Genomic DNA, 23,088 nt, shown 5'->3' with positions numbered 1-23,088 from the left:
TCCCGGGGGCGAAGGGCGCGGGGGCGGGCGCGTCAGGGCATGTCGGCGTCGGGCCGCGACGCGGCGTCGGGCCAGGGGAAGCGGATGGTGCCGGTGCGCAGGCCCGCGAGCACGACCTCGACCCCGCCGGACTTCACCATCCATTCGAGGCGGTGGTCACGGTATTCGCGCCGGCGCCCGCCGGTGGTGTAGAGGTCGGCGGCCTCCGCCATCCGGGCCGCCGCCGCGTCGAATTCCCGGAACGTCTCCGCCACGGCGGGGCGCTCGCGCACCCGGGCGTGCCAGCGCGCGAGCGGGCTGCCCTCGGGCGGTCCGAGCCCGTAATGCACCGAGCGGTTGACCATCGGGGCCGCCGCCGCGTCGGCCCAGCCGAAGGAGACGCCGCCGAACCACTCCGCCCCGCCGAGGCGGCCGGTGAGCCAGTCCTGCAAGACCCGCGTCTGCGCCGCCGCTTCCGCGCGCAGGTGGTCGGCGAGCGCTCCCGTGGCGCGGCGGAACCACAGGATCTCGCCGAAGCCCCAGTTCACCGCCTCGTACTGGGTGTCGCAGACCTCCTCGGTCATGCGGGCCTGAGCGCGGGCGGCGGGGTCCCGCGGCAGCAGCGGCGGGGCGGGCCAGCGTTCCTCGATGTATTCGAGGATCACGGTCGATTCGAAGAGGCTCACCCCGTCGTCGATCAGCACCGGCACCTCGGTCCGCGGGTTGGCTTGCGCGAAAGGGCCGTCGCTGCGGCCGGTGCCGAACGTCTCCGGCAGTTCGGCGGTGAAGGCCACACCCTTCTCGCGCAGGGCGATCTTGACCTTCTGCGCATAGGACGAGAGCGGGTGCTCGTAGAGCAGCATGGCGTTGGTTCCCCCCGGACCGTCTCGTTCGTTTGGGGCAGTGTCGCACGCGGCGGCGGGCCGGGGGAGCCCGACGATGGTGGGTGACGGCCCCGCGCGGAGGCGCGGGGCTGGTTGCGGCCGCTACTGCGTCCCGCCCTTCGCCTCCTTCTGGAACTCCTCGATCACGTCCTTGCCGACGCGCTTCGCCATCTCGGCGGTGACCGGCTCCAGAGCCGCCTTCCAGGCCGCCTTCTCCTCTTGAGTGAGCGTGATGAAGGTGGTCTTGCCGGACTTCTTCATCTCGTCGAGGGCGTCGGCATTGTCCTTGTCGGCGACCTGGTTGGCGTAGACGGTCGCCTCCTTCATCGCCTTGTCGAGTTCGGTCCTGACATCGGACGGCAGGCCGTCCCAGAACTTCTTGTTGGTGATCACCGCGTAGCCGATATAACCGTGATCGGACAGGGTGATGTACTTCTGCACCTCGTGGTGCTTCTGGGTGAACATGTTCGAGGGCGTGTTCTCCGAGCCGTCGACCACGCCGGTCTGCATGCCCTGGTAGACCTCCGAGAAGGCCATCACCTGCGGGATCGCACCGAGCGCGCGGAACTGGGCCTCCAGCACCTTCGAGGACTGGATCCGCATCTTCAGGCCGCGGAAATCCGCCGGCATCCGCAGCGGCTTGTTGGCACTCATCTCCTTGAAGCCGTTATCCCAGTAGGCGAGCCCGATGATGCCCTTCGTCTCCAGCTTGTCGAACAGACGCTTGCCGAGCGCCCCGTCGGTGACCCGGCGCAGGGCCGCCTTGTCGGGCAGGATGTAGGGCAGGTCGAAGACCTCGAACTCCTTGGCGCCGAGCGGCCCGAACTTCGCCAGCGACGGCGCCAGCATCTGCACCGCACCGAGCTGGAGCGCCTCGACCTCCTCCTTGTCCTTGAACAGCTGCGAGTTCGGATAGACCTCGACCTTCACCTTGCCGTTGGTGTACTTCTCGGCCAGCTCCTTGAACTTGTCGGCGCCGCGGCCCTTCGGGGTGTCGGGCGCGACGACGTGGCTGAACTTGATCACGATCGGCGCCTGGGCGAGAGCGGCGCCCGAGAGGACGAGCAGGGCGGTGCCGGCCGCGAGCGCGCGGCGGGTGAAGGCCCGGATGGGGCGGGACGGCTGCGTCATGGCGTTTCCTCGTCGTGATGATTGTCTTGTCGTTCGGTGACGACCCTGACAGTTCGCTTCCACCGTCGCAATGCGACGATCGCTCAAGGGCCTCTCATCACCCATGCGACCGGCCGCGTCGCGCCCGCCGCCGCAGGCATCCGTCAGTGTCGCTGGATTTCCGCCTCCGCCTCCATGCAGACGGCGCCGCCAGCGGCAGTCCAGCCGCGGAACGTGCCGTCCTCGCAGAGGCCCGCCACCGCGAATCGCGATCCGGCGATCATCGGCGAGACGCCGCGGTAGCGGAACCGCGCCGGCACCCGGCCGAGGCGGGCCGCCGCGAGGTTGAGGAGCAGGCTCGCCTGCATCGGGCCATGCACGACGAGCCCGGGATAGCCCTCGACCTGCGTCGCGTAAGGGTGGTCGTAGTGGAAGCGGTGCCCGTTGAAGGTCATGGCCGAGTAGCGGAACAGCAGCACGGAATTGGCCTCGACCGACCAGTTCGGCACCTCCTCGGCGGGGGCGGGCTTCGGCGGCGGCGCAGGTTCGCCCGGCCGGCTCGCCTCGCGATAGACGATGTCCTGCCGGTCGCGGATCGCCGGTCCCCGCTCGGTCAGGTAGTCGTGCCGCACGGTGACGAAGCACAGCGTGCCGGTGCGGCCGACCTTCACCGCCACGTCCGCCACGGTCTCGCGCCGCACCACCCGGTCGCCGATGCGCAAGGAGGCCAGGGTCTCGACCTCGCCGCCGGCCCACATCCGCCGCGGCAGCGGCACCGGCGGCAGGAACCCGCCCTTCGCCGCGTGGCCGTCGGGCCCGAGCGCGTCGGCGGCCGGGGTCTCGGGAGCGAGGCACCAATGCAGGGCGAGCGGCGCCTCGCCCTCCGCCACCGGGGCGAGGTGAGGGGCCAAGGTCGCCCGGTACTCGGCCACGAGGCGCGGGGTCACGCTGTCCTCGACGTCCCGGGTGCGGCCGATCCAGCCGCGCAGATGGTCGATGTCGATCTCGGGCATCGCGACGTCCCTGTCCTGCCGCCCGCCATGCGGGGCGTGCCAGGATCTATATCGACCCGTCTTCGCACTTGCATACCGGCTGCCTGGACCAGGCTTCACACCCGTGCGTCACTCCCCGTCGACGAAAGACAACGCCTCCCAGCGGCGCCCGCCACGCCCGCCGCCGATTGTGTCACGGCAGGCGACCCGCCCGGAGGAAAGACCCCCGGCCCCTCCGACACGTCGCGAAACGACAGCCCCTCGATCATGCTCACACCACGTGATCCGGCGCCAGGGCGCAGGCCGGTCCCCCCGCCAGCTCCACCTGGAGCGTGACATGGGCGATGCCGAAGCGGCGGCGCAGCAGGCCCGCGCACTCGGCCAGGAAGGCGTTGCCGGGATGGCCCTCCGGCATCACCAGATGGGCGGTGAGCGCCGTCTCGGTGGTGCTCATCGGCCAGACGTGGAGGTCGTGGACTTCCCGGACGCCCGGCCGCTCGGCGAGGCAGCGGCGCACCTCGGCCGGGTCGATGCCCGGGGGCACGGCATCGAGCGAGAGCACGACGCTGTCGCGGAGCAGCCCCCAGGTGCCGCCGACGATCACCGCCACGATGACGAGGCTGGTCAGCGGATCGACCCAGGTCCAGCCGGTCCACAGGATGACGAGGCCCGCCACCACGACCCCGGCCGAGACCGCGGCATCGGCCAGCATGTGCAGGTAGGCGCCGCGCAGGTTGAGATCGCCCTTGCGGCCCGACGCGAACAGCCAGGCGGTGACGCCGTTCACCGCGATGCCGATCAGCGCCACGATCGTCACGGTCAGGCCCGGGACGGGGGCCGGCGCGCTGAAGCGCTGCACCGCCTCCCAGGCGATGGCCCCGACGGCGACCAGCAGGAACACCGCGTTGAACAGGGCGGCGAGGATCGAGGACGAGCGCAGGCCGTAGGTGAACCGCGCCGTCGGCTGGCGCTGGCCGAGCGTCGCCGCCGCCCAGGCCACGACGAGGCCGAGCACGTCCGACAGGTTGTGGCCGGCATCGGCCAGCAGGGCCACCGAATCGGTGACGACCCCAGCGGCCCCCTCGATCAGCACGAAGCCGGTGTTCAGCGCGATGCCGATCGCGAAGGCGCGGCCGAAACTCGCCGGGGCGTGGACGTGGCCCGGGCCGTGAGGGTGCCCGTGCCCGTGGTCGTGATGATCGTGCCCTTGATCGTGGCCGTGATGATCGTGGTCGTGGTGCTGGCCCATGCCCGGTTCCTGGTTCCTCGCCCGGGCCGGCGCGGGCCCGCGCGGTCGTCGCGGCGCCCGTAGCTTTAGGCCGGGAGGCGCGGGACGGCGAGCCCCGGGGACCGGCAGGTCAGCCGGTCGCCAGCCGCAGGGCCGCCTCGGTCAGCGCCCCGTCCGGCCGGATCATCTGGTCGAGCACCGTGAAGTGATCGTCGCCCGGCAGGGGCAGGAGGTCGCCCGGGAGCCCGGTCCCGGCCCAGGCGGCTTGGTAGACCTGCGATTGCCGGCACAGCTCCGGCAATTCGTTCGCGCCATACGCCACGGTGAGCGGCCCGGCCTGGCCCGGCAGGTGACGGATCGGCGACAGCGCCGCGACCTCCTCCGCGGTGAGGTGGAGCGCGTCGTCGAGCACAGTGCGGCGGATCGGCGCGAGGTCGAAGATGCCGCTGATCGCCAGCCCCGCATCGACGTCCGGGCAGGCCATGGCGAGCGCCGCGAGGTGGCCCCCGGCCGACCAGCCCGAGACGACGAGGCGCGGCGGGGCGGCGTGGGCGCGCAGGGCGGTGAGGGCCGCCGGGATCTCGGCGGCAAGCGCCGTCATCGTCGCCGCGGGGCAGAGCGTGTAGCCGATCATCGCCACGTCGAGGCCGCGGGCCAGGGGTCCCTCGGCCAAAGCCGAGAAGCCACCCTTGTCGTTGCGCTGCCAGTAGCCGCCATGGATGAAGGCGAGCAGCGGCGCGCCCGGCCGGCCGCAGCGGAAGAGGTCGAAACGCTGGCGGGCGCCCGCGCCGTAGGGAATGTCCAGTTCCCCGGAACGGGTCGCCCGGACGGCCGCGCTGCGCTCGCGCAACGCCGCCATGACGGCGCCGCTGCCGGGCACGGCACCGGAATTGTCGTAGGCCCTGCTGAGTGTCGCGCGGTCCATCCCGCGCCAGTCGCCGCCCGCCATCGTGGATCCTCCCGAAGCCATGGCGGAACGATACCGCGAAAACGGGAGGTGCGGCCCCGCGCCGCGCGCAGGGCCGCCCCTCCCGGATGACCCGGGGCCGGGGCCCCGGGATCGTGGGTTACTCGGCGGCCTGGAGCGCCGGGACCGGGACGATCTCCTCCAGCGGCATCGGGTTGCCGTCGAGGGCGGCCTTCAGGCGGTCCATGTCGACCTCACCCTCCCAGCGGGCGACCACGATGCAGGCGACCGCGTTGCCGATGAAGTTGGTGAGCGCCCGGCACTCCGACATGAAGCGGTCGATGCCGAGGATCAGCGCCATGCCGACGACCGGCACGGAGGGGACCACCGCCAGCGTCGCGGCCAGCGTGATGAAGCCCGAGCCGGTGACGCCGGCGGCGCCCTTCGAGGAGAGCATGGCGACGAGGAGCAGCAGGGCCTGCTCGCCGTAGGTGAGGGGCGTGTCCGTCGCCTGGGCGATGAACAGGGCCGCCATGGTCATGTAGATGTTGGTGCCGTCGAGGTTGAACGAGTAGCCGGTCGGGACCACCAGGCCGACGACGGGCTTCGAGCAGCCGGCGCGCTCCATCTTCTCGAGCAGCGAGGGCAGGGCCGACTCGGAGGACGAGGTGCCGAGCACCAGCAGCAGCTCCTCCTTGATGTAGCGGATCAGCTTGACGATCGAGAAGCCGTTGTAGCGGGCGACGAGGCCGAGCACGCCGAAGACGAAGATCGCGGAGGTGAGATAGAAGGCGCCGACGAGGTAGGCGAGGTTGGCGAGCGAGGAGATGCCGTACTTGCCGATGGTGAAGGCCATCGCGCCGAAGGCGCCGATGGGAGCGACCTTCATGATGATGTGAACGACGCCGAAGATCGCTTCGGACAGGATCTTGATGAAGTCGAGCACCGGCTTGCCGCGCTCGCCCAGGAAGGCGAGACCGAAGCCGAACAGCACCGAGAAGAACAGGACCTGGAGGATCTCGCCGCCCGAGAACGCACCCACCGCCGTCGACGGGATGATGTTCATCAGGAAGTCGGTGATGGTCTGCGACTTCGCCTTCTCGGCGTACATCGCGATCTGCTTGGGATCGAGCGACTTCGGATCGATATGCATGCCCGCGCCCGGCTGGACGAGGTTTGCGATGATCAGGCCGACGATCAGCGCCAGCGTCGAGAAGGTGAGGAAGTAGATCAGCGCCTTGCCGCCGACCCGGCCGACCTTCTCGAGGTTGGTCATGCCGGCGATGCCGGAGACCACGGTGAGGAAGATCACCGGGGCGATGATCATCTTGACGAGCTTGATGAAGGCGTCGCCGAGCGGCTTCATGTCGGCGCCGAGCTTCGGGTAGAAGTGGCCGAGCGTGATGCCGATCGCGACGGCGACCAGCACCTGGAAATAGAGGGTCTTGTAGATCGGCTTCGGCGCCGGCGGCGCGTGGGGCGCGGTCAGCGGGGACGGGATCGTAGCCATCGGACGTTCTCCCTAGCATGGCTCGTTTACGGGGCGGGCGTTCTCGGTGACGCTCTTGCTCTTGGCCTTCGGGCTCTCGGCCCTCGGGCGGGGTTCGACCTTTTCGCGGGCCGGCCGCGTACCGGCGGTCTGCGGACAGACACAGAATGGCAACCGGCGTGCCAGCCGGCGAACCATCGAAATTTTTTGTTAAGTATCGAGAAATAAAAGGATATTCATGATCCAGGAGGAGACCGCGCCGACGAGCCTTCCGGTACGCCGCAACGCGGGGCCGGATCCGTTCCGGAAATCCGCAACCGTCCGGACCGGGTTCCGACCTCCTGCGGGGTGGCAATGACCGGCGGGCGCGCGCTGTTGCGCTCCCCGGCCTTGCCCTGGCTCCTCAGCCTCGCGGCGGTGCTGGCCGCGGCGCTCCTTGCCGGCCGCCATGCCGAGCGGGCGGCGCTGGCCGATCTCCGGCGCTCCGCCTCCGCGACGCTGGCGCTCCACGTCGCGGCCTTCCGCACCGAGATGCAGAAGCAGGGCTCGCTGCCGCTCGCGCTCGCCAGCGACCCAGAGATCGCCGCGGTGGTCGGCGCGTCCCCGGATCCGGCTCTGCTCGCCCGGGTCGACGACCGGCTCGCCGAGATCGCCCGGGCCTCGGGGGCGGCGGTGATCTACGTGATCCGCCAAGACGGCACCGCGGTGGCGGCGAGCAATGCCGGCGAGCCGGGCAGCTTCGTCGGGGCGAGCTACGCCTTCCGGCCGTATTTCCAGCAGGCGCTCGCCGAGGGGGCGGGCCGGCAATTCGCCCTCGGCACCGTGAGCGGCCGGCCCGGCCTGTATCTCAGCCGCCGGGTCGCCGGCCCCGGCGGCCGGACCGGGGTGGTGGTGGTCAAGGTCGAGTTCGACGGCATCGAGGCGGCGTGGCGCGCGTCCTGGACGAAGGGCGGGGAGGCGGTGATGGTCACCGATCCCCGCAGCATCGTGCTGGTGGCGAGCGAACCGGCCTGGCGCTTCGGCACCTTGCGGCCGGTGCCGGACGAGGAGCGCCGGCTGATCCGCGAGCGGCTCGAATTCGGCGACGCGCCCCTCGCCCCCGTGCCGCTCCATCCGGCGGCGGACGGAAGCCTGGTGCGGGTCGGCAACGGGGCGGAACCGGCGCGGCTGGCGATCGCCCTCGACGCCGCCATCCCGGGCACGACCTGGCGGCTCCACACCTTGACCCGGGTCGGCGTGGCGGTGGCGCGCGAGCGGATCCAGGCCCAGGTCATTGCCGGCCTGGCGGTCGGCCTCGCCTGTCTGGGGATGACCGAGCTGGTCGGGCGCCGCCGGCGCCTGCGGGCGAGCCTCGCCGAGGCGGCGGCACGGCGCAGCGAACTGGAGGAGCGGGTGCGGGCGCGCACCCAGGCCCTCACCGAGGCCAACCGCCAGCTCAAGGCCGAGATCGCCGAGCGCCAGCGCACGGAAGCCGAGCGCCAGCGCCTCGGGCGCGAGCTGGCCCATGCGGGTCGCCTGGCGGCGCTCGGCCAATTCGCCGCCAGCATGGCGCACGAGATCAACCAGCCGCTCGCGGCGATCCGCTCCTATGCCGACAATGCCGGCATCCTGATCCAGCGCGACCGCCTGCCGGAGGCGACCGAGAATCTCGCCGCGGTCGGCCGCCTGACCGAGCGCATCGCCGGCCTGACCCGCCAGCTCAAGAGCTTCGCCCGCCGGGCCTCGGGCCGGCGCGATCCCGTCGCGCTCACCGGCGTGGTGCGGGCGAGCCTGGAGGTGGTGGAGGGGCGGCTTCCGGGCATCGATCTTGCCCTCGCGCTTCCCGAGCCGTCGCCTTATGTCCTGGGAGAGGGGCCGCGGCTGGAACAGGTCGTGGTCAACCTGGTGCAGAACGCCCTCGACGCGGTCGCGGGCGTGCAGAAGCCACGCATCGCCATAACGGTGCGGGTCATGGGAGAGCGCGCGGTGCTGGAGGTGGGCGACAATGGAAGCGGGCTGCCCGACGGGGGCGCCCAGGTGTTCGATGCGTTCTTCACCACCAAGGCCAGCGGCCTCGGCCTGGGCCTCGCCATCTCGCGCGGCATCGTCGAGGAGTGCGGCGGCACCCTTTCGGCCGGCGCGGGCCCCGAAGGCGGCGCCCTGTTCCGGGTCGAGCTGCCGCTGGCGCCTGCGGGTCAGGGGGCTGCCGCGGCTCCGGGAGCCGCCGCATGAGCGCGCCGTCCCAGCGGGTGATCTTCGTCGACGACGAGGAGGAGGTGCGCCGGGCCAACGGCCAGAGCCTCGACCTCGCGGGCTTCACCGTCGAGACCCATGGCGATGCCGAATCGGCCCTGCGGGCGATCCTCGCCGAACCGCCAGGCGTGGTCGTCACCGACGTGCGCCTGCCGGGGCTCGACGGGCTCGGGCTGTTCGCGGCGATCCAGGAGGCCGATCCCGAACTGCCGGTGATCCTGATCACCGGCCACGGCGACATCACCATGGCGGTGCGGGCGATGCGGTCCGGCGCCTACGACTTCCTGGCCAAGCCCTATCCGGCCGACACCCTGGTCGCCTCGGTGCGCCGGGCGCTGGAGCGCCGGGCGCTGGTGCAGGAGAACCGCACGCTTCGCGCCCGCCTCGACGCCGCGGTGGCGGAGGACCCGGCCTTCCTCGGCGTCTCGCCGGGGATCACCCGCCTGCGCCTTTTCGTGCGCGAGGTGGCGCAAGCCGATGTCGACGTGCTGGTCCTCGGCGAGACCGGCTCGGGCAAGGAGGTGGTGGCGAGCGCGCTCCACCGCTGGAGCCGCCGGGCCAAGGGCCACTTCGTGGCGATGAATTGCGGGGCGCTCCCCGACACCGTGGTCGAGAGCGAGCTGTTCGGCCACGAGGCCGGCGCCTTCACGGGCGCGCTCAAGAAGCGGGTCGGGCGCATTGCGCATGCCGATGGCGGCACCCTGTTCCTCGACGAGATCGAGAGCATGGCGCTCACCATCCAGGTCAAGCTGCTGCGGGTGTTGCAGGAGCGGGTGGTCGAGCCGCTCGGCACCAACGCGGTCCAGCCCGTCGACATGCGGGTGGTGGCCGCCACCAAGATCGATCTCGGCCAGGCCGCCGCGCAGGGCACCTTTCGCGACGACCTCTATTACCGCCTGAACGTCGTCTCGGTGACGATCCCGCCCTTGCGCGAGCGGCGCGAGGACGTGGCGCTGCTGTTCGAGCACTTCCTGCGCAAGGCCGCCGCCCGCTTCAACCGCGCCCCGCCCCCCGTGACCCCGGCGATCCGCGAGCATCTGAGCCGGCACGACTGGCCCGGCAACGTCCGCGAGCTCGGCCATTTCGCCGAGCGCTGCGCCCTGGGCCTCGCCCCCACCGGACCGGCCCAGGCCGAGCCCGCCCGGCCGGCGACGCTCGCCGAGCAGATGGACCGCCACGAGCGCGGCCTGATCCGCGACGAGCTGATCATGGCCGGCGGCGACGTGCGGGTGGCGGCCGAAGCCCTCGGGACCCCGCGCAAGACCCTCTACGACAAGATCGCCCGCCACGGCCTCGATCCGAACGACTACCGGTGACGGGTCAGCCCACGGGCACCCGGGCGGTGGCCTTGAAGAACGTGTAGCAGAAGCAGCCATCCGGCTCCGCCGTGCGGTGCAGGGCGGCGATGCCCGCATCGAAGGCGGCCGGCTCCGCCAGCCCGGCCCGCAGGGCCTCGTCCCGGATGCCCGCCACCATCGCCGCGAAGGTCCGGCGGACGAAGCCCTCCGCAAGGGCCGGCCGCGACCCGTCGGCATGGACGAGGCGGGGCGAGACCCGGATGTCCGAAAAGTCAGCCCGCCGCAGGAGCGGCACGAGCCGCCGGCCGATCTCCGGGTCGCCCCCGGCGGCGCGTTGCAGCGCCACCTGGCAGGCGATGGCGGCCCGCGCCCGCGGATCCTCCGGGTGGAACAGGACCGAGCCGTGATCGCCCTCGATCACCGTCAGGCTCCCGCCCGGCCGGACCACCCGGCGCATTTCCGCGAGCGCCGCCCCCGGGTCGGGCAGGTGCTCCAGCACGAAGCAGACGAAGGCGTGGTCGAAGGCCGCGTCCCCGAAGGGCAGGGCGCGGAGATCCCCCTGCCGGAAGACCGGCAGGGGCAGGCCGGCGGCCCGGATGCGCTCCTGCGCCGCCGCGAGGGACGACGGCGCGATGTCCAGGCAGGTGAGCGCCACGCCCGGGTTGCGCCGCAGGAGCGGGATCGTCTGGGCACCGACGCCGCTGCCGGCCTCCAGCACCGTGCCGCCGTCGGGGAAATGGCTGTCGTGGTGCAGCAGCGCCTCCAGCGTCGTCGCCTGATCGTGCAGGCGCGCCTGCTCCGCCGCGTCGTAGCCGTGGACGTATCCCGGATTCTGCTCGTGCCGCATCGCCGCCTCCCGTGCCGGAGACGATTTCGCCCGGCCCGGCCGCCGCCGTCTTGAACGGGATTGCGGGTCAGGCGAGGGCGGCGCGGTAGCGGGCCGGCGTCACCCCGAACTGGCGCATGAAGGCGCGGGTCATGTGGCTCTGGTCGGCGAAGCCGGCCTCCGCGGCGGCCTCGGCGGGGCTGCGCCCGGCCGCGAGGAGCCGGCGCGCGAGGCGCACGCGCTGCTGCATCAGATAGGCGTGCGGCGTCGTGCCGGTGGCGCGGGAAAAGCCGCGCAGGAGCTGGAAGCGGCTGACGCCCGACAGCCCGGCCAGCTCCGCCAGGGTCACCGCCTCCGCGGGCGCCTCCTCCAGCCGCCGCAGCGCCCGGGCCACGAAGGGCGGCGGGCCGCGCCGCGGCGGCGTGCGGTTGCCGTAGCGGTCCAGGAGAGGGGTCAGGAGCGCTGTCAGCGCCTGCTCGACCGCGAGGGGCTCCGGCCGGGCGGCGGCGATGGCGGTGAAGAGCCGGGCGAACGGGCCGGCCACGGCCGGATCCCGGAGGGCCGGATGCGTGATCTCGACCGCGCCGGGGGTCTCCTCTCGGGTCAGGTCGGCGAGGAGGGCCGGATCGAGATAGAGCATCTGCCAGGCCCGGCCCCGGCCCTGGACCGGAACGCCGTCATGGATCTCTCCCGGATTGACCGTGATGACGTCGCCAGGGACCGCCTCGACGGCGCCGATGCCGCTCCAGGAGCGGTGCCCGCCCGCAAGGACGAGGCCGATGCCGAACTGGTCGTGGGCGTGCCGCGGGAAGGTCCGGTCGGACGCGACCGACACCGCCTCGAGCCCGGGCAGGCCGGTCCGGTGCGGGCGCGCCCGGTGGCCTCCCTCCGGCACGGCGACGGCCATCACGTCCTCCGCGGATGCTCCTTGAAGAACCGCCACATCTCGCGGGTGGCACTGGGCCCTTGCGGGTCGGTGTAGCTGCCGGCCGGATCGCCGCCGGACCAGGCATGGCCGGAACCGTGGATCACCCAATGCTCGACGGCCGGGCGGCCGGCGGCATCGGCGTAGAGGTGGCGTTCATAGGCGCGGCCATTCGGCACCTGGCCCTCGTCGCGCCGGATCAGGCGCTCCCCGGTGGCGGCGGCGAGCGCCGCGGCGTTCTTCGGGTTCACGGTGGTGTCCCGGTCGCCGTGGAACACGATGGTGGGGATCGGGGAGGCGGTGCCGGCGACGCCGTCGCGCATCGCCGCGATGGCGCCCGAGAGGGAGCGAGCCGCCCCGGCGCAGAGGCCCGAATGCACCCCAACCGCGGCGTAGAGATCCGGGTAGGCCACCGCGACGTTGGCCGCCGCGGAGCCACCGGCCGAAATCCCCGCGACGTAGACCCGCCGCGGATCGACCGCATAGGCATCCATCACCGCGCGGGTGATGCCCGCGATGATGCCGGTCTCGCCGCTGTCGCGGCCCTGGTCGGCGGGGCTGTACCAGTTCCAGCAGCGGGCCTGGTTGGCGGACCGGGGCTGTTCCGGATAGGCGACCAAAATGGTCTCGGCCTCCGCCAGGGCGTTCATGCCGGTGCCGGTGGCGAAGTCCTCGGGCGTCTGGGTGCAGCCGTGCAGCATCACCACCAGCGGCCGCGGCCGGCCGCGATAGCCCCCCGGCACGTAGAGGCGATAGGCGCGCCGGCCCGGCGGCCCGGCAAAGGTCTCGGACAGGACGTGCCCGGGGGTGGGCGCCGCCCCCGGGCGGATCCCGGGCAGCCGGTCGCGCAGCCGGGCGACGCCCTCGCCGGCCCGACGGCCCAGATCCCGCAACCCCTGCGGCAGGGCCGCCCAGGCGCGGCCGAGGCCGCCGGCCCGGAGGCGGCGGAGGGCGTCCGCGAGGGCATTGGGCCGCGTGTCGTGCATCGAACGGACTCTCCGGCGGGGCGCCCCGGCCCGCTCGGGCGGGGAGCGATGATTCGGCACCCTGCCGGAGCCACGGCCTGGCTTCAACGAGGAAGTGCCGCAACGACACGCATCAACGGAACAGGGGCCGCCTTGCGGCGACCCCCTTCCGTCTCGTCAGATGGGTGAGCGTGGACTTAGAAGTCCATGCCGCCCATGCCGCCGCCCGGCATCGCCGGAGCCGGGGAGTCCTTCTTCGGCGCGTCGGCGACCATCGCCTCGGTCGTCACCAGCAGGCCGGCCACCGAAGCGGCGTCCTGGAGGGCGGTGCGGACGACCTTGGCCGGGTCGACGATGCCGGCCTGGATCATGTCGACGTACTCTTCGGTCTGGGCGTTGAAGCCGTAGGTCTCGGAGTCCGCCTTGTCGGTGATCTTGCCGACCACGATCGAGCCCTCGACGCCGGCATTGCTGGCGATCTGGCGGATCGGGGACTCAAGGGCCTTCAGGACGATCTTGATGCCGGCCTGGACGTCGGGGTTGTCGCTCGTGAGAGCAGCCACGGCCTTCTTGGCGCGCAGGAGCGCGGTGCCGCCGCCGGGAACGATGCCTTCCTCGACCGCCGCGCGGGTGGCGTGGAGGGCGTCGTCGACGCGGTCCTTCTTCTCCTTGACCTCGACCTCGGTCGCGCCGCCGACGCGGATCACCGCGACGCCGCCGGCGAGCTTGGCCAGGCGCTCCTGGAGCTTCTCGCGGTCGTAGTCCGAGGTGGTCTCCTCGATCTGCGCCTTGATCTGGGCGACGCGGGCCTCGATGTCGGCCTTCTCGCCGGCGCCATCGATGATCGTGGTGTTCTCCTTCTCGATGCGGACGCGCTTGGCGCGGCCGAGCATCGGGAGGGTCACGTTCTCGAGCTTGATGCCGAGGTCCTCGGCGATCATCTGACCGGAGGTCAGGATCGCGATGTCCTCGAGCATGGCCTTGCGACGGTCACCGAAGCCCGGCGCCTTCACGGCCGCGACCTTCAGGCCGCCGCGCAGCTTGTTGACGACCAGGGTGGCCAGAGCCTCGCCCTCGATGTCCTCGGCGACGATCAGCAGCGGCTTGCCGGTCTGGACGACGGCCTCGAGCACCGGCAGCATCGCCTGGAGCGACGACAGCTTCTTCTCGTGGATGAGGATGTAGGGATCCTCGAGCTCGGCGATCATCTTCTCCGCATTCGTGATGAAGTACGGGGAGAGGTAGCCGCGGTCGAACTGCATGCCCTCGACGACGTCGAGCTCGGTCTCGGCGGTCTTCGCCTCCTCGACCGTGATGACGCCCTCGTTGCCGACCTTCTGCATGGCATGGGCGATCATCTCGCCGATGTCCTTGTCGCCGTTGGCCGAGATCGTGCCGACCTGGGCGATCTCCTCCGAGGCCGACACCTTCTTGGCGCGGCTCTGGATGTCCTTCACGGCGGCCTGGGTGGCGAGGTCGATGCCGCGCTTCAGGTCCATCGGGTTCATGCCGGCGGCGACGTACTTGGCGCCCTCGCGGACGATCGCCTGGGCCAGCACGGTCGCCGTGGTGGTGCCGTCACCCGCGATGTCGTTGGTCTTCGAGGCCACTTCGCGCACCATCTGGGCGCCCATGTTCTCGAACTTGTCGGCGAGCTCGATCTCCTTGGCGACGGTCACGCCGTCCTTGGTGATCCGCGGAGCGCCGAAGCTCTTCTCGATCACGACGTTGCGGCCCTTCGGGCCGAGCGTGACCTTCACCGCATCCGCCAGGATGTCGACGCCGCGCAGCATCTTCTCGCGGGCGTCGGAGGCGAAACGAACGTCTTTCGCTGCCATGGTGAATCCTCTCAGTGACTCGGTGTGATGGGGAAACCCTCCGGCGTCAGCTCCCGGACAGGGGCGCCGCCGTCAGGCTTGCAGGGCGATCAGGGGGTGGCGACTTAAGCCAGCACGCCCATGATGTCGGACTCCTTCATGATGAGGAGGTCCTTGCCGTCGATCTTGACCTCGGTGCCCGACCACTTGCCGAACAGGACGCGGTCGCCGGCCTTGACGTCGAGGGGGTTCAGCTTGCCGGACTCGTCGCGGGCGCCGGGACCGACGGCGACGATCTCGCCCTCTTGCGGCTTCTCCTTGGCGGTGTCCGGGATGATGATGCCGCCCTTGGTCTTCTCCTCGCTCTCGATGCGACGGACGACGACACGGTCGTGCAGCGGACGGAATTGCATGTGCTGCCCTCTTGCTTCGCAGAACGCATTGCGGTTGTGCTGGCGCCGAAGCCACCGGCCCAACCCGGGCATTAGCACTCTCGCGTGGTGAGTGCTAAGGCAGGCGTGGAGATAATCGGGGCTCGCCGTCGAGTCAAGGCACTGGTGCGTTGGCGCTGGTGTGTGGCGCTTTCGGCACGGTTCGCGCCCGATCCACCAGGAGCACCGCCGCATCCATGATCACGCTGCACGGCCCGGAGGGCGTCGTCGCCGAGGGCCAGGCCTGCGCGGCGCGGCCCCTGCCGCCCCATGGCACCTGGCTCGACCTCGACGAACCGAGCGAGGCCGAGACGGCGCTCGCGGAGGCGGTGACCGGGCTCGCGGTGCCGTCCCGCTCGGCGTTGAGCGAGGTGCAGAATTCCCGCCGCCTCAACCGGCGCCGGGACGCCTTCTACCTCAGCACCCCGATGGTCTCGTTCCGGGACGACGACCTGACCGTGCGGCCCCTCGGCTTCGTGCTGACGCCGGAGCGGCTGCTCACCGTGCGGTTCCAGCCGCTCGCCGCCTTCGACACCGTGAAGGCGCGCCAGGCCGAGCGCGACGGGCCGGCCTCCAGCATCGAGACCTTCCTGGCGCTCAACGAGGAGCTGATCGACCGCATGGCCGACAGCCTGGAGACGATGAGCGACGAGCTCGATTCGCTCTCGACCCGGATCTTCACGTTCGACGTGAGCGCCACCGGCCAGGGCCGGCGGGAGGGGGCCGGCCCCGGAAATTTCGCCCCCAAGCGCCGCGACCTCGCCCTGCGGCGGCTCCTGCGCGCCATCGGCCGGCGCGGCAAGGCGCTGGCGAAGCTGCGCGCCTCGCTGCTCGGCCTCGGCCGCATCCTGCCTTACGTCGCCGGCGAGGCGGAGAGCTGGCTGAAGCCCGAGGAGAAGGCCCGCTTCGAGAGCCTGCGCCTCGACGTCGCCTCTCTGGACGAGTTCGAGACGCGGCTGTCCGAGACGGTGCAGTTCCTCCTCGACGCGACCCTCGGCCTCATCAACATGGAGCAGAACAACACCTTCCGGGTGCTCACCGTGGTCTCGGTGATCGGCATCCCGCCGACCCTGATGGCCTCGGTCTACGGCATGAACTTCAAGCACATGCCGGAGCTGGACTGGACCTTCGGCTATCCGTTCGGGCTCGCGGTGATCGCCGCGAGCGCCTTGGCGCCGGCGGTGTATTTCAAGCTGAAGGGGTGGTTTTGAGCGGCCAGGGCGTAAGCTTCCTCGCTCCGGCCAAGACCTGAAGTGGCGGCCGAGGTCGAGCGGAAACCGATATCCGCGGCACCGCATCGGCCGCTCCCGGATGTCGAGATGGCCCTTCTGCTCTCCGGCGATCCGGCTCTCGACACCATGCAAGCCTGATTGAATGCGAGCTCGGGTCCGGATGAGCCGCGGAATTTGGATATGTCCACGCGCCTCCTGCTTTTTGCAGACGACGTCCACAAGTCCGCGCTTTGACGCCTCGATGCATCGCGACATCTATGTTTGCAAAACATTTTACTAAATTAATTTTGTCTTATTCATCAGATTGTATTTCGTTTATTTAGATAAATGCGCTCGAAATGTTACCCTTGGCGCCATTAACTATATTTACTTACCTAAGTATTTGTCGTAATTGATTCTGATTGTATCAATTGATGAAATGCACGCACGCTTTCAAGCGAGCATGGCCTTTTGGCGGAAGGGATCGTCCGTGAGCATTCATCAAAATATTACGTCCATCGAAGCCGGATCGGTGCCGCTTCACACGCGCTCGATCCGCGACATTGCCGATTCCCTTGGCTATACGTCGGACTGGAATTGGAGCTGGAGCAATTACAAGAGCATGATCCTGGCGATGACGGAGGCTTACGGTCTGCGCCGTCATCTCGAGATCGGCGGCGGTCGCGACCCGCTGTTCTCGCCGGGCGAGCTCGGCGTGCACGGCATCGACGTGACGCTGAACGACCTCTCGCAAAAGGAACTCGACCTCGCTCCGGCGGGTTTCTCCAAGCTCTGCTGCGACATCGCCGCGCCGTCGACCCTCGCGGCGATCGGATCAAACCGCTTCGACTTTGCATATTGCCGGATGGTCATGGAGCATGTCGAGGACACCGCGCGGATGTGGCGCAACATCCACGGGTTATTGACCCCAGGCGGTGCTGCCTTAAGCTTCTTCCCGACCCTGTTCGCGCCGCCCTTCGTCATCAACGAGCTGATGCCCGAGCGGCTGTCGCGGGCGGTCTTGCACGCTCTCTTTCCCGATCGCCGCGACGAGGGCGACAATCCCAAGTTCCCGGCCTACTACAACCTCTGCCGGGGCGACGAAGCGGCGATCACGCCGCTGCTGCGGGAGATCGGCTTCCGGGATGTCGTGGTGCTGCCGTTCTACGGCTACAGCTACTTCTGGAAGATTCCCGTCATCAAACAGATCGATGCCGCCTTCACCCAGGTCGCCCGGCAGCGCGATTGGCGCACCTTCACGAGCTTCGCCTATGTGATCGCCCGCAAGTAGCACGGGGGAGAAGGTCGGGGCTCCACCGCCCCGCTCACCGCCGCGCCGCCAGGGCCGATCCGGCCAGGATCAGGCCCGCGCCGGCCAGCGTCGCCATCCCGGGCACCTCCCCGAAGGCGACGTAGCCGAGACCGATCGCCCAGAGCAGCGCGGTGTATTCCATGGCGGCGAGCCGCGACGCCTCGGCCTTGGCATAGGCGCGGCTGAGCACGAGGTGGCCTGCGACGCCGAGCAGGCCGACGAGGACGAGGAGCGCCCAGTCGGGGGCGGCGACCGGGACCCAGGTCCAGGCCGCGGGCACGGCCAGCATCGCGGCGGGGCCGGCATTCTGGATCGCCACGATGGTCACCACCGGGTCGTGGCGGGCACGGGCGCGCAGCAGCACCATCGAGAGCGCGTAGGTGAGGGCCGAGGTCAGGATGGCGGCGATGCCCCAGGCCGAGCCGGCTGCCCGGGGCGCATCGGTGCCGACCTGCCCCGCCACCACGATCCCGACCCCGGCAAAGCCCACGACGAGCCCGGCCCAGACCGGCGGCCGGACCCGCTCGCGCAGGAGCAGCGCGGCGAACAGCGCGATGAAGACCGGGCTCAGGAACGACAAAGCCAGCGCCTCGGCGAGCGGCAGCACCGACAGGCCGTGGAAGAAGCAGACGGCCGTCACCACCACCAGCACCGCCCGCAGGCCGTTGCTGCGCCAGGTCTCGGCCGAGGGCCAGCCGGGCCGCCGCACCGCGAGCACCCCCGCCATCACCAGGGAGCCGACGACGTAGCGGGCAAAGGCGATGCCGGTGACGCCGTAGCGGTCCGATAGGCCCTTGATGGTGGCGTCCATCAGCGACAGGAGCCCGATGCCGAGGGCGGCGAGCAGGATCGCGGAGGCAGGGGAGGGGGACGGGATACGCATGGTCCAAGCCGGATGGCCCGGGCAAGGGCCGGGCGCAAGGGCCGGGCGCGAGGGCAGCGTGCAAGGGCAGCGTGCAAGGGCGCGGCGCGGGGCCGCCGGAACCGGGCCGCCGAGGCGGTTTCCTTAAGGGGTCGGCGCCATCCTGCGCCTCGTTCCGCGTCGTCCGAAGGGAGCCCGACCGATGCTGCACGATGGTCCCGGCCAGATCCGCGGGGGGCGGCCGTGAGGATCGTCCTCGTCGCCGACCACGCCTACATCAATGGCGGCCAGGCCAAGGTTTCGCTCGAGAGCGCGATCGGGCTCGCCCGCCGCGGCCACGAGGTGGTGCTGTTCGCCGCCGTCGGCCCGGCCGATCCGCGGCTGGCGGAAGCCGGGGTGCGGACCGTGATCCTGGGCCAGACCGACGTGACGAAGGCCCGCTCGCTCGCCAGCTTCGGCGTGCAATGGCTGTGGAACGCCCCGGCCGCCGCGCGCCTGCGCGATCTCGTCGCCGAATCGGACCCGCGCGACACGGTGATCCACGTCCATGCCTGGGCCAAGGCGCTGTCGCCCTCGATCGGGCCGGTGCTGCGGGCCGCCGCCGCGCCGGTGGTCTACACCGCGCACGAATACTACCTCGCCTGCCCGAATGGCGGCTTCTACGACTACCCCGTCGCCGCCCCCTGCCACCGGACCCCGAACGGGCTCGCCTGCCTCACCCACAACTGCGATTCGCGCACCTATCCGCGCAAGCTGATGCGGGTCGCCCGCCATGCCCTGATGCGCCGCACCGGCCTCGTCGAGGGCATCGACGCGATGATCACCATCAGCGAGTTGCAGCGCCAGGCGCTGGCGCCCTACCTGCCGGCCTCCACCCGCACTTACGACGTGCCGAACCCGGTCGATGTCGAGCCCCTGGGCCACCGCGCGGGCCCGCCGGGCGACTTCGTCTTCGTCGGCCGCCTCTCGCCCGAGAAGGGCCCGGGGGTCTTCGCCGAGGCGGCGCGGCTCGCCGGGGTGCGGGCGGTCTTCGCCGGCGACGGGCTGGCCCGGGCGGAGCTGGAGGCGCGCCATCCCGAGGCGCTCTTCCTCGGCTGGCAGAGCCCAGACCAGGTGAAGGCGGTGCTGCGCGGGGCCCGTGCCCTGGTCTTCCCGTCGGTCTGGTACGAGGGCCAGCCTCTCACGGTGCTGGAAGCCCTGGCGCTCGGCACCCCGGTCCTCGTCAGCAACGTCTGCGCCGGCCGCGAGGCGGTGCAGCACGGCGAGAACGGGTTCTGGTTCCGCTCCAACGATCCGCAGGCGCTCGCCAACGCCATGAGCCACCTCGTCAACGATGCCACGGCGATGCGGATGGGACGGGCGGCCTACGACCGGTTCTGGGCCGCACCCCTGACCCTGGAGCGCCACCTCGACGGGCTGGAGCGGGTGTACCGGGAGGTGTCCGGGCAAGAGGCGGATCAGGAGGCGGGGCCGAGGCCGCCTCCGATGCGGGCGGCGGGATAGCGGCCCGCCCGACCGCCGCTCCACATGCCCACCATCTTCTGAGCGAAGACCACGCAAACCCGCCGCATCCCGGCATCTTCGGCGAGCCTTCCCCAATGGCGGTCATCGCGGCCTTCGTGGTCAATGCGGTCATCAACCTGGCCCTCGGCCTGCTCCTCGCGCAGGTCCTGGGGCCGGCGGATTTCGGCCGGTTCGCCCTCGGCACCGCCGGGGCGGTGGCGCTCAACACCCTGCTGTTCGAGTGGCTGCGCCTCTCGGCGACGCGGTTCTATTCCGAGCGCGTCCGGCAGGCCGAGCCGTGGATCCGCGGGATGCTCGACCGCGCCTATCTCGCCACCATCGTCGGGCTCGTCGGCGCGGCGCTCCTGGCGCTGGCGGGGCGGCCCCTCGTGGGCGATCCGGCAATGCTGACGGCCGCGGCCGCCGCCGCGGCGATCGGTCTCGGCCTGTTCGACTACGCGGCAGCGCTCGCCCGGGCCCGCTTCGTCGGCGGGCTCTACCTCCGCCTCGTCCTCGTCAAGAACGCCCTGACCCTGCCGCTGATGGTCGGCACCGCCTGGGCGACGCGGGACGCCGCCGCCGTGATGCTGGCCGGCGGCCTGAGCCAGTTCCTCGCCGCGCTCCTCGTCCGGCGCGCCTTCGCGGATCCGCCGATCGCCCACGCGCCGGCCCGGCGCCGGGAAGCGCTCACGCGGTTCATGGGCTACGGCCTGCCGATCGTCGCGGCCAATCTCGTCTACCAGCTGATGCCCTTTGCCAACCGCTGGGCCGTCGCCGCCGTGGCGGGCTTCGCGGAGGCCGGCTACTTCTCGCTCTCGGCGGATATCGGCGGGCGGATCTTCGGCACGATCGGCGCCGCCCTCGACCTCCTGCTGTTCCAGATCGCCGTGCTGGCGGCCGAGACCCGGGGCCACCAGGCCGGCGAGGAGCAGGTCGCCCGCAACGTCGCCGTGGTGCTGGCCCTGATCCTGCCGAGCGCCGCCGGCGTCTGGGCGGTGGCCCCGGCCCTGGAGGCGATCGCCGTGCCGGACGCCTATCGCGGCCATTTCGTGCATTACACCGGGCTGCTGCTGCCGGGCCTGCTCGCCCTGGCGCTGATGAACTTCGCCCTCAACCCGATCTTCCAGATCCGCCGCCGCACCCTGCCCCTCGTCGCGGCGGGCCTCGTCGGCGCCGTGGTGAACCTCGTCGGCGCCGTGGCGCTCGCCGGCCCGTTCGGCCCCTCGGGCATCGCCGCGGCGCAATCCCTCGGCTTCGTCGCCGCCATGCTGGTCCTCGCCGGCCGCGCCCTCGCGGGCCGCGACCGGCTGAGCCTGCCCTGGCGCGACCTCGCCGGCGTGGCGCTCGCCACCGCGGCGATGACCGCCGCAATCCTGCCGGTGCGGGGGCTCGACCCCTGGCTCGCGCTGCCGGCCTGCCTCGCCCTGGGCGGCGGCGTCTACGGCGCCCTGGTCTGGTGCTTCGACATCGCCGAGCTGCGCAGCACGGTCCTCGCCCGGTTTGGCCGGGCCGTGCCGGCGGAGTAGGGGAATGCGGTTCCGCCCGGTCCCGGGCCGCGCCGCCCGGACGGGCGGCCCGCACCTCGCCATCCATCCATGAGCCATCCGCGCCCTCCTCCACCCCGCCGCCCCCGAGCCGCCGCACCCTGTTCCGGGTGGCGGCGGCACGCCCTGCGCGATGCCGGCTGGACGGCGGCGATCGTGCTGCCCTGTGCCCTCTTCGCCATCCTGACGACCCGGCTGTTCGGGCCGCTGGCCTTGTTCTGGCCGGCCAATGCCGTGCTGCTCGGCATGCTGCTGCGCCATCCCGAGCGCGCCTCCGCGGCGGGCTGGCTCGGGGCCGCGCTCGCCTACCTGGCCGCGGACCGGCTCGCCGGCACCGCCTGGGGGCCGACCCTGTGGCTCAACCTCGCCAACCTGGCGGGCGTCGCGGCCGGTGTCCTGACGGCGACCCGCCTCCTGCCGGTCGAGGCCCGCCGCCTCGACCAGCCCCGGTCGATGCTGTCGGTGCTGGTCGTCTGCATCGCCGGCGCCACGGCCGAGTCCCTGGTCGGCGGCCTGGCCAGCGCGGTCCTGTTCGCGCGCCCGCTCCTGATCGGCGTGCTCGACTGGTTCAACGGCCAGCTCGCCGTCTACATCATCCTGACGCCGCTCTTCCTCGTCGCCCCCCGGGAGCGGCCGCTGCGGCGCCTCCTCGGGCGGCGCCGTCCCTCCGGCGGCTGGCGCAGCACGACGGATCTCCTGCCGGCGGCCGCCCTCGCCCTGTCCCTGGCGGGCGCCATCCTGCTCGGGGGGCCCGGCGTCCTGGCGCTGCCGGTGCCGGCGCTCATCTGGTGCGCCCTGCGCTACACGGTCTTCACGACCCTCTTGCTGACGGCGCTCCTGAGCATCGCCGAACTCTTCGCCATCGCCCTCGGCGTGATGCGGCTGCCGGATGCCAATCTCGTCTACGTCAATGCGTTCCTGTCGGCGCGCCTGGGCATCGCCCTGGTGGCCCTCGGCCCGATGGCGGTGGCCATCGTCAACGGGGCCCGCGACGACCTGCTCCGGCGGCTCGACCACATGGCCCGTTACGACCACCTGACCGGGGTGCTGCAGCGTGGCGCCTTCCTGGAGAGCGCCGCCGCCCTCCTGGCCGGCCTCGCCGCTGCGGGCCGGCCGGCGGCCGTGCTCATGATCGACATCGACCATTTCAAGCAGATCAACGACCGGTTCGGCCACGGCCAGGGGGACCGGGTGCTGGCCGCGGTCGCCGGCGCGCTGCAATCCGGCCTGCGCCACGGCGCGCTCCTCGGCCGGGTCGGCGGCGAGGAATTCGCCGTGCTGCTCCCGGAGACCGGCGCCGCCGAGGCCGCGAGGGCGGCCGAGCGGCTGCGGCTACGGGTGGCGGCCCTCGTGCAGCCGGACAGTCCCGATGCGGAGGGCGCGCTCGCTTGGCCGCACGCGATCACCGCCAGCTTCGGCCTCGCGGTGCGCGAGGCCGCCGAGCCGGACTCCCTCGAAACGCTGCTCGCGCGGGCGGATGCGGCCCTGTATGCCGCCAAGGCGGCCGGGCGGAACCGGGTGGAGGTCGCCACGGCCTGAGCGCGGCGGCGCCTGCAGGGGAATCGCTTCAGCT

At 71.5% G+C, this 23,088-nt stretch carries 19 protein-coding genes; 7 read left to right on the top strand and 12 right to left on the bottom strand.

The window, feature by feature from the left end:
- Positions 1-32 precede the first annotated feature (32 nt).
- From VP06_RS19165 to VP06_RS19140, 6 genes are all read right to left on the bottom strand, one after another.
- Entirely contained in the window at positions 33-842 is an 810-nt protein-coding gene (locus VP06_RS19165) for a glutathione S-transferase family protein (RefSeq protein ID WP_048465384.1), read from the bottom strand.
- A 123-nt stretch (positions 843-965) separates the two neighbouring features.
- A complete protein-coding gene (locus VP06_RS19160) occupies positions 966-1,994 on the bottom strand; it encodes a TRAP transporter substrate-binding protein (protein WP_048465383.1) in 1,029 nt (342 codons plus the stop codon).
- 143 nt (positions 1,995-2,137) lie between these two features.
- The gene (locus tag VP06_RS19155; RefSeq protein ID WP_048465382.1) at positions 2,138-2,986 is read right to left on the bottom strand and encodes an HTD2 family dehydratase; all 849 of its coding nucleotides are present in this window, start codon (positions 2,984-2,986) and stop codon (positions 2,138-2,140) included.
- Positions 2,987-3,236: 250 nt separating this feature from the next.
- Positions 3,237-4,214, bottom strand: a complete 978-nt coding sequence (locus tag VP06_RS19150) for a cation diffusion facilitator family transporter (RefSeq protein WP_048465381.1) — start codon at positions 4,212-4,214, stop codon at positions 3,237-3,239.
- 109 nt (positions 4,215-4,323) lie between these two features.
- Positions 4,324-5,142: an alpha/beta hydrolase gene (locus VP06_RS19145; protein ID WP_156295682.1), complete on the bottom strand. Its 819-nt coding sequence runs from the start codon at positions 5,140-5,142 to the stop codon at positions 4,324-4,326.
- 118 nt (positions 5,143-5,260) lie between these two features.
- Positions 5,261-6,610: a dicarboxylate/amino acid:cation symporter gene (locus tag VP06_RS19140; RefSeq protein ID WP_048465379.1), complete on the bottom strand. Its 1,350-nt coding sequence runs from the start codon at positions 6,608-6,610 to the stop codon at positions 5,261-5,263.
- 333 nt (positions 6,611-6,943) lie between these two features.
- Between VP06_RS19140 and VP06_RS19135 the strand changes: the two genes are divergently transcribed.
- Together VP06_RS19135 and VP06_RS19130 are read left to right on the top strand one after the other, a co-directional pair.
- The gene (locus tag VP06_RS19135; RefSeq protein WP_048465378.1) at positions 6,944-8,800 is read left to right on the top strand and encodes a sensor histidine kinase; all 1,857 of its coding nucleotides are present in this window, start codon (positions 6,944-6,946) and stop codon (positions 8,798-8,800) included.
- Positions 8,797-10,137 (top strand): sigma-54-dependent transcriptional regulator, encoded by a 1,341-nt coding sequence (locus VP06_RS19130; RefSeq protein WP_048465377.1) that lies wholly within the window; start codon positions 8,797-8,799, stop codon positions 10,135-10,137. The genes VP06_RS19135 and VP06_RS19130 overlap by 4 nt, the downstream gene beginning before the upstream one ends.
- Before the next feature lie 4 nt (positions 10,138-10,141).
- Here VP06_RS19130 and VP06_RS19125 read toward each other — a convergent pair whose 3' ends face one another.
- The 5 genes from VP06_RS19125 to groES form a co-directional block, all read right to left on the bottom strand.
- A complete protein-coding gene (locus VP06_RS19125) occupies positions 10,142-10,966 on the bottom strand; it encodes a methyltransferase domain-containing protein (protein WP_048465376.1) in 825 nt (274 codons plus the stop codon).
- Positions 10,967-11,033: 67 nt separating this feature from the next.
- A complete protein-coding gene (locus VP06_RS19120; RefSeq protein ID WP_048465375.1) occupies positions 11,034-11,852 on the bottom strand; it encodes an AraC family transcriptional regulator in 819 nt (272 codons plus the stop codon).
- Complete coding sequence (locus VP06_RS19115; protein WP_082167493.1) at positions 11,852-12,856, bottom strand: extracellular catalytic domain type 1 short-chain-length polyhydroxyalkanoate depolymerase; 1,005 nt, start codon at positions 12,854-12,856, stop codon at positions 11,852-11,854. Before VP06_RS19115 ends, VP06_RS19120 begins: the two co-directional genes overlap by 1 nt.
- 176 nt (positions 12,857-13,032) lie before the next feature.
- The gene (gene groL, locus VP06_RS19110) at positions 13,033-14,673 is read right to left on the bottom strand and encodes a chaperonin GroEL (protein WP_048465374.1); all 1,641 of its coding nucleotides are present in this window, start codon (positions 14,671-14,673) and stop codon (positions 13,033-13,035) included.
- Positions 14,674-14,777: 104 nt separating this feature from the next.
- On the bottom strand, positions 14,778-15,065 hold the full coding sequence (gene groES / locus VP06_RS19105) for a co-chaperone GroES (protein ID WP_048433003.1): 288 nt from the start codon (positions 15,063-15,065) through the stop codon (positions 14,778-14,780).
- A 215-nt stretch (positions 15,066-15,280) separates the two neighbouring features.
- Between groES and VP06_RS19100 the strand changes: the two genes are divergently transcribed.
- Together VP06_RS19100 and VP06_RS19095 are read left to right on the top strand one after the other, a co-directional pair.
- On the top strand, positions 15,281-16,294 hold the full coding sequence (locus VP06_RS19100) for a magnesium transporter CorA family protein (protein WP_048465373.1): 1,014 nt from the start codon (positions 15,281-15,283) through the stop codon (positions 16,292-16,294).
- Positions 16,295-16,733: 439 nt separating this feature from the next.
- Positions 16,734-17,585 carry a class I SAM-dependent methyltransferase gene (locus VP06_RS19095; protein WP_245291235.1) on the top strand — a complete coding sequence of 284 codons (852 nt, stop codon included), beginning with the start codon at positions 16,734-16,736 and terminating at the stop codon, positions 17,583-17,585.
- Positions 17,586-17,619: 34 nt separating this feature from the next.
- Here VP06_RS19095 and VP06_RS19090 read toward each other — a convergent pair whose 3' ends face one another.
- Positions 17,620-18,489 carry a DMT family transporter gene (locus VP06_RS19090; RefSeq protein WP_048465372.1) on the bottom strand — a complete coding sequence of 290 codons (870 nt, stop codon included), beginning with the start codon at positions 18,487-18,489 and terminating at the stop codon, positions 17,620-17,622.
- A gap of 222 nt (positions 18,490-18,711) precedes the next feature.
- Between VP06_RS19090 and VP06_RS19085 the strand changes: the two genes are divergently transcribed.
- From VP06_RS19085 to VP06_RS19075, 3 genes are all read left to right on the top strand, one after another.
- A complete protein-coding gene (locus VP06_RS19085) occupies positions 18,712-19,971 on the top strand; it encodes a glycosyltransferase family 4 protein (protein WP_048465371.1) in 1,260 nt (419 codons plus the stop codon).
- Between the two features lie 95 nt (positions 19,972-20,066).
- Positions 20,067-21,497 carry a lipopolysaccharide biosynthesis protein gene (locus tag VP06_RS19080; RefSeq protein ID WP_048465370.1) on the top strand — a complete coding sequence of 477 codons (1,431 nt, stop codon included), beginning with the start codon at positions 20,067-20,069 and terminating at the stop codon, positions 21,495-21,497.
- Between the two features lie 174 nt (positions 21,498-21,671).
- Positions 21,672-23,054, top strand: a complete 1,383-nt coding sequence (locus VP06_RS19075; RefSeq protein WP_197093237.1) for a GGDEF domain-containing protein — start codon at positions 21,672-21,674, stop codon at positions 23,052-23,054.
- Positions 23,055-23,088: the final 34 nt, after the last annotated feature.

This window comes from Methylobacterium aquaticum (assembly GCF_001043915.1).
Lineage (GTDB): Bacteria > Pseudomonadota > Alphaproteobacteria > Rhizobiales > Beijerinckiaceae > Methylobacterium > Methylobacterium aquaticum.
This window is presented reverse-complemented; position numbering and strand designations above follow the sequence as displayed.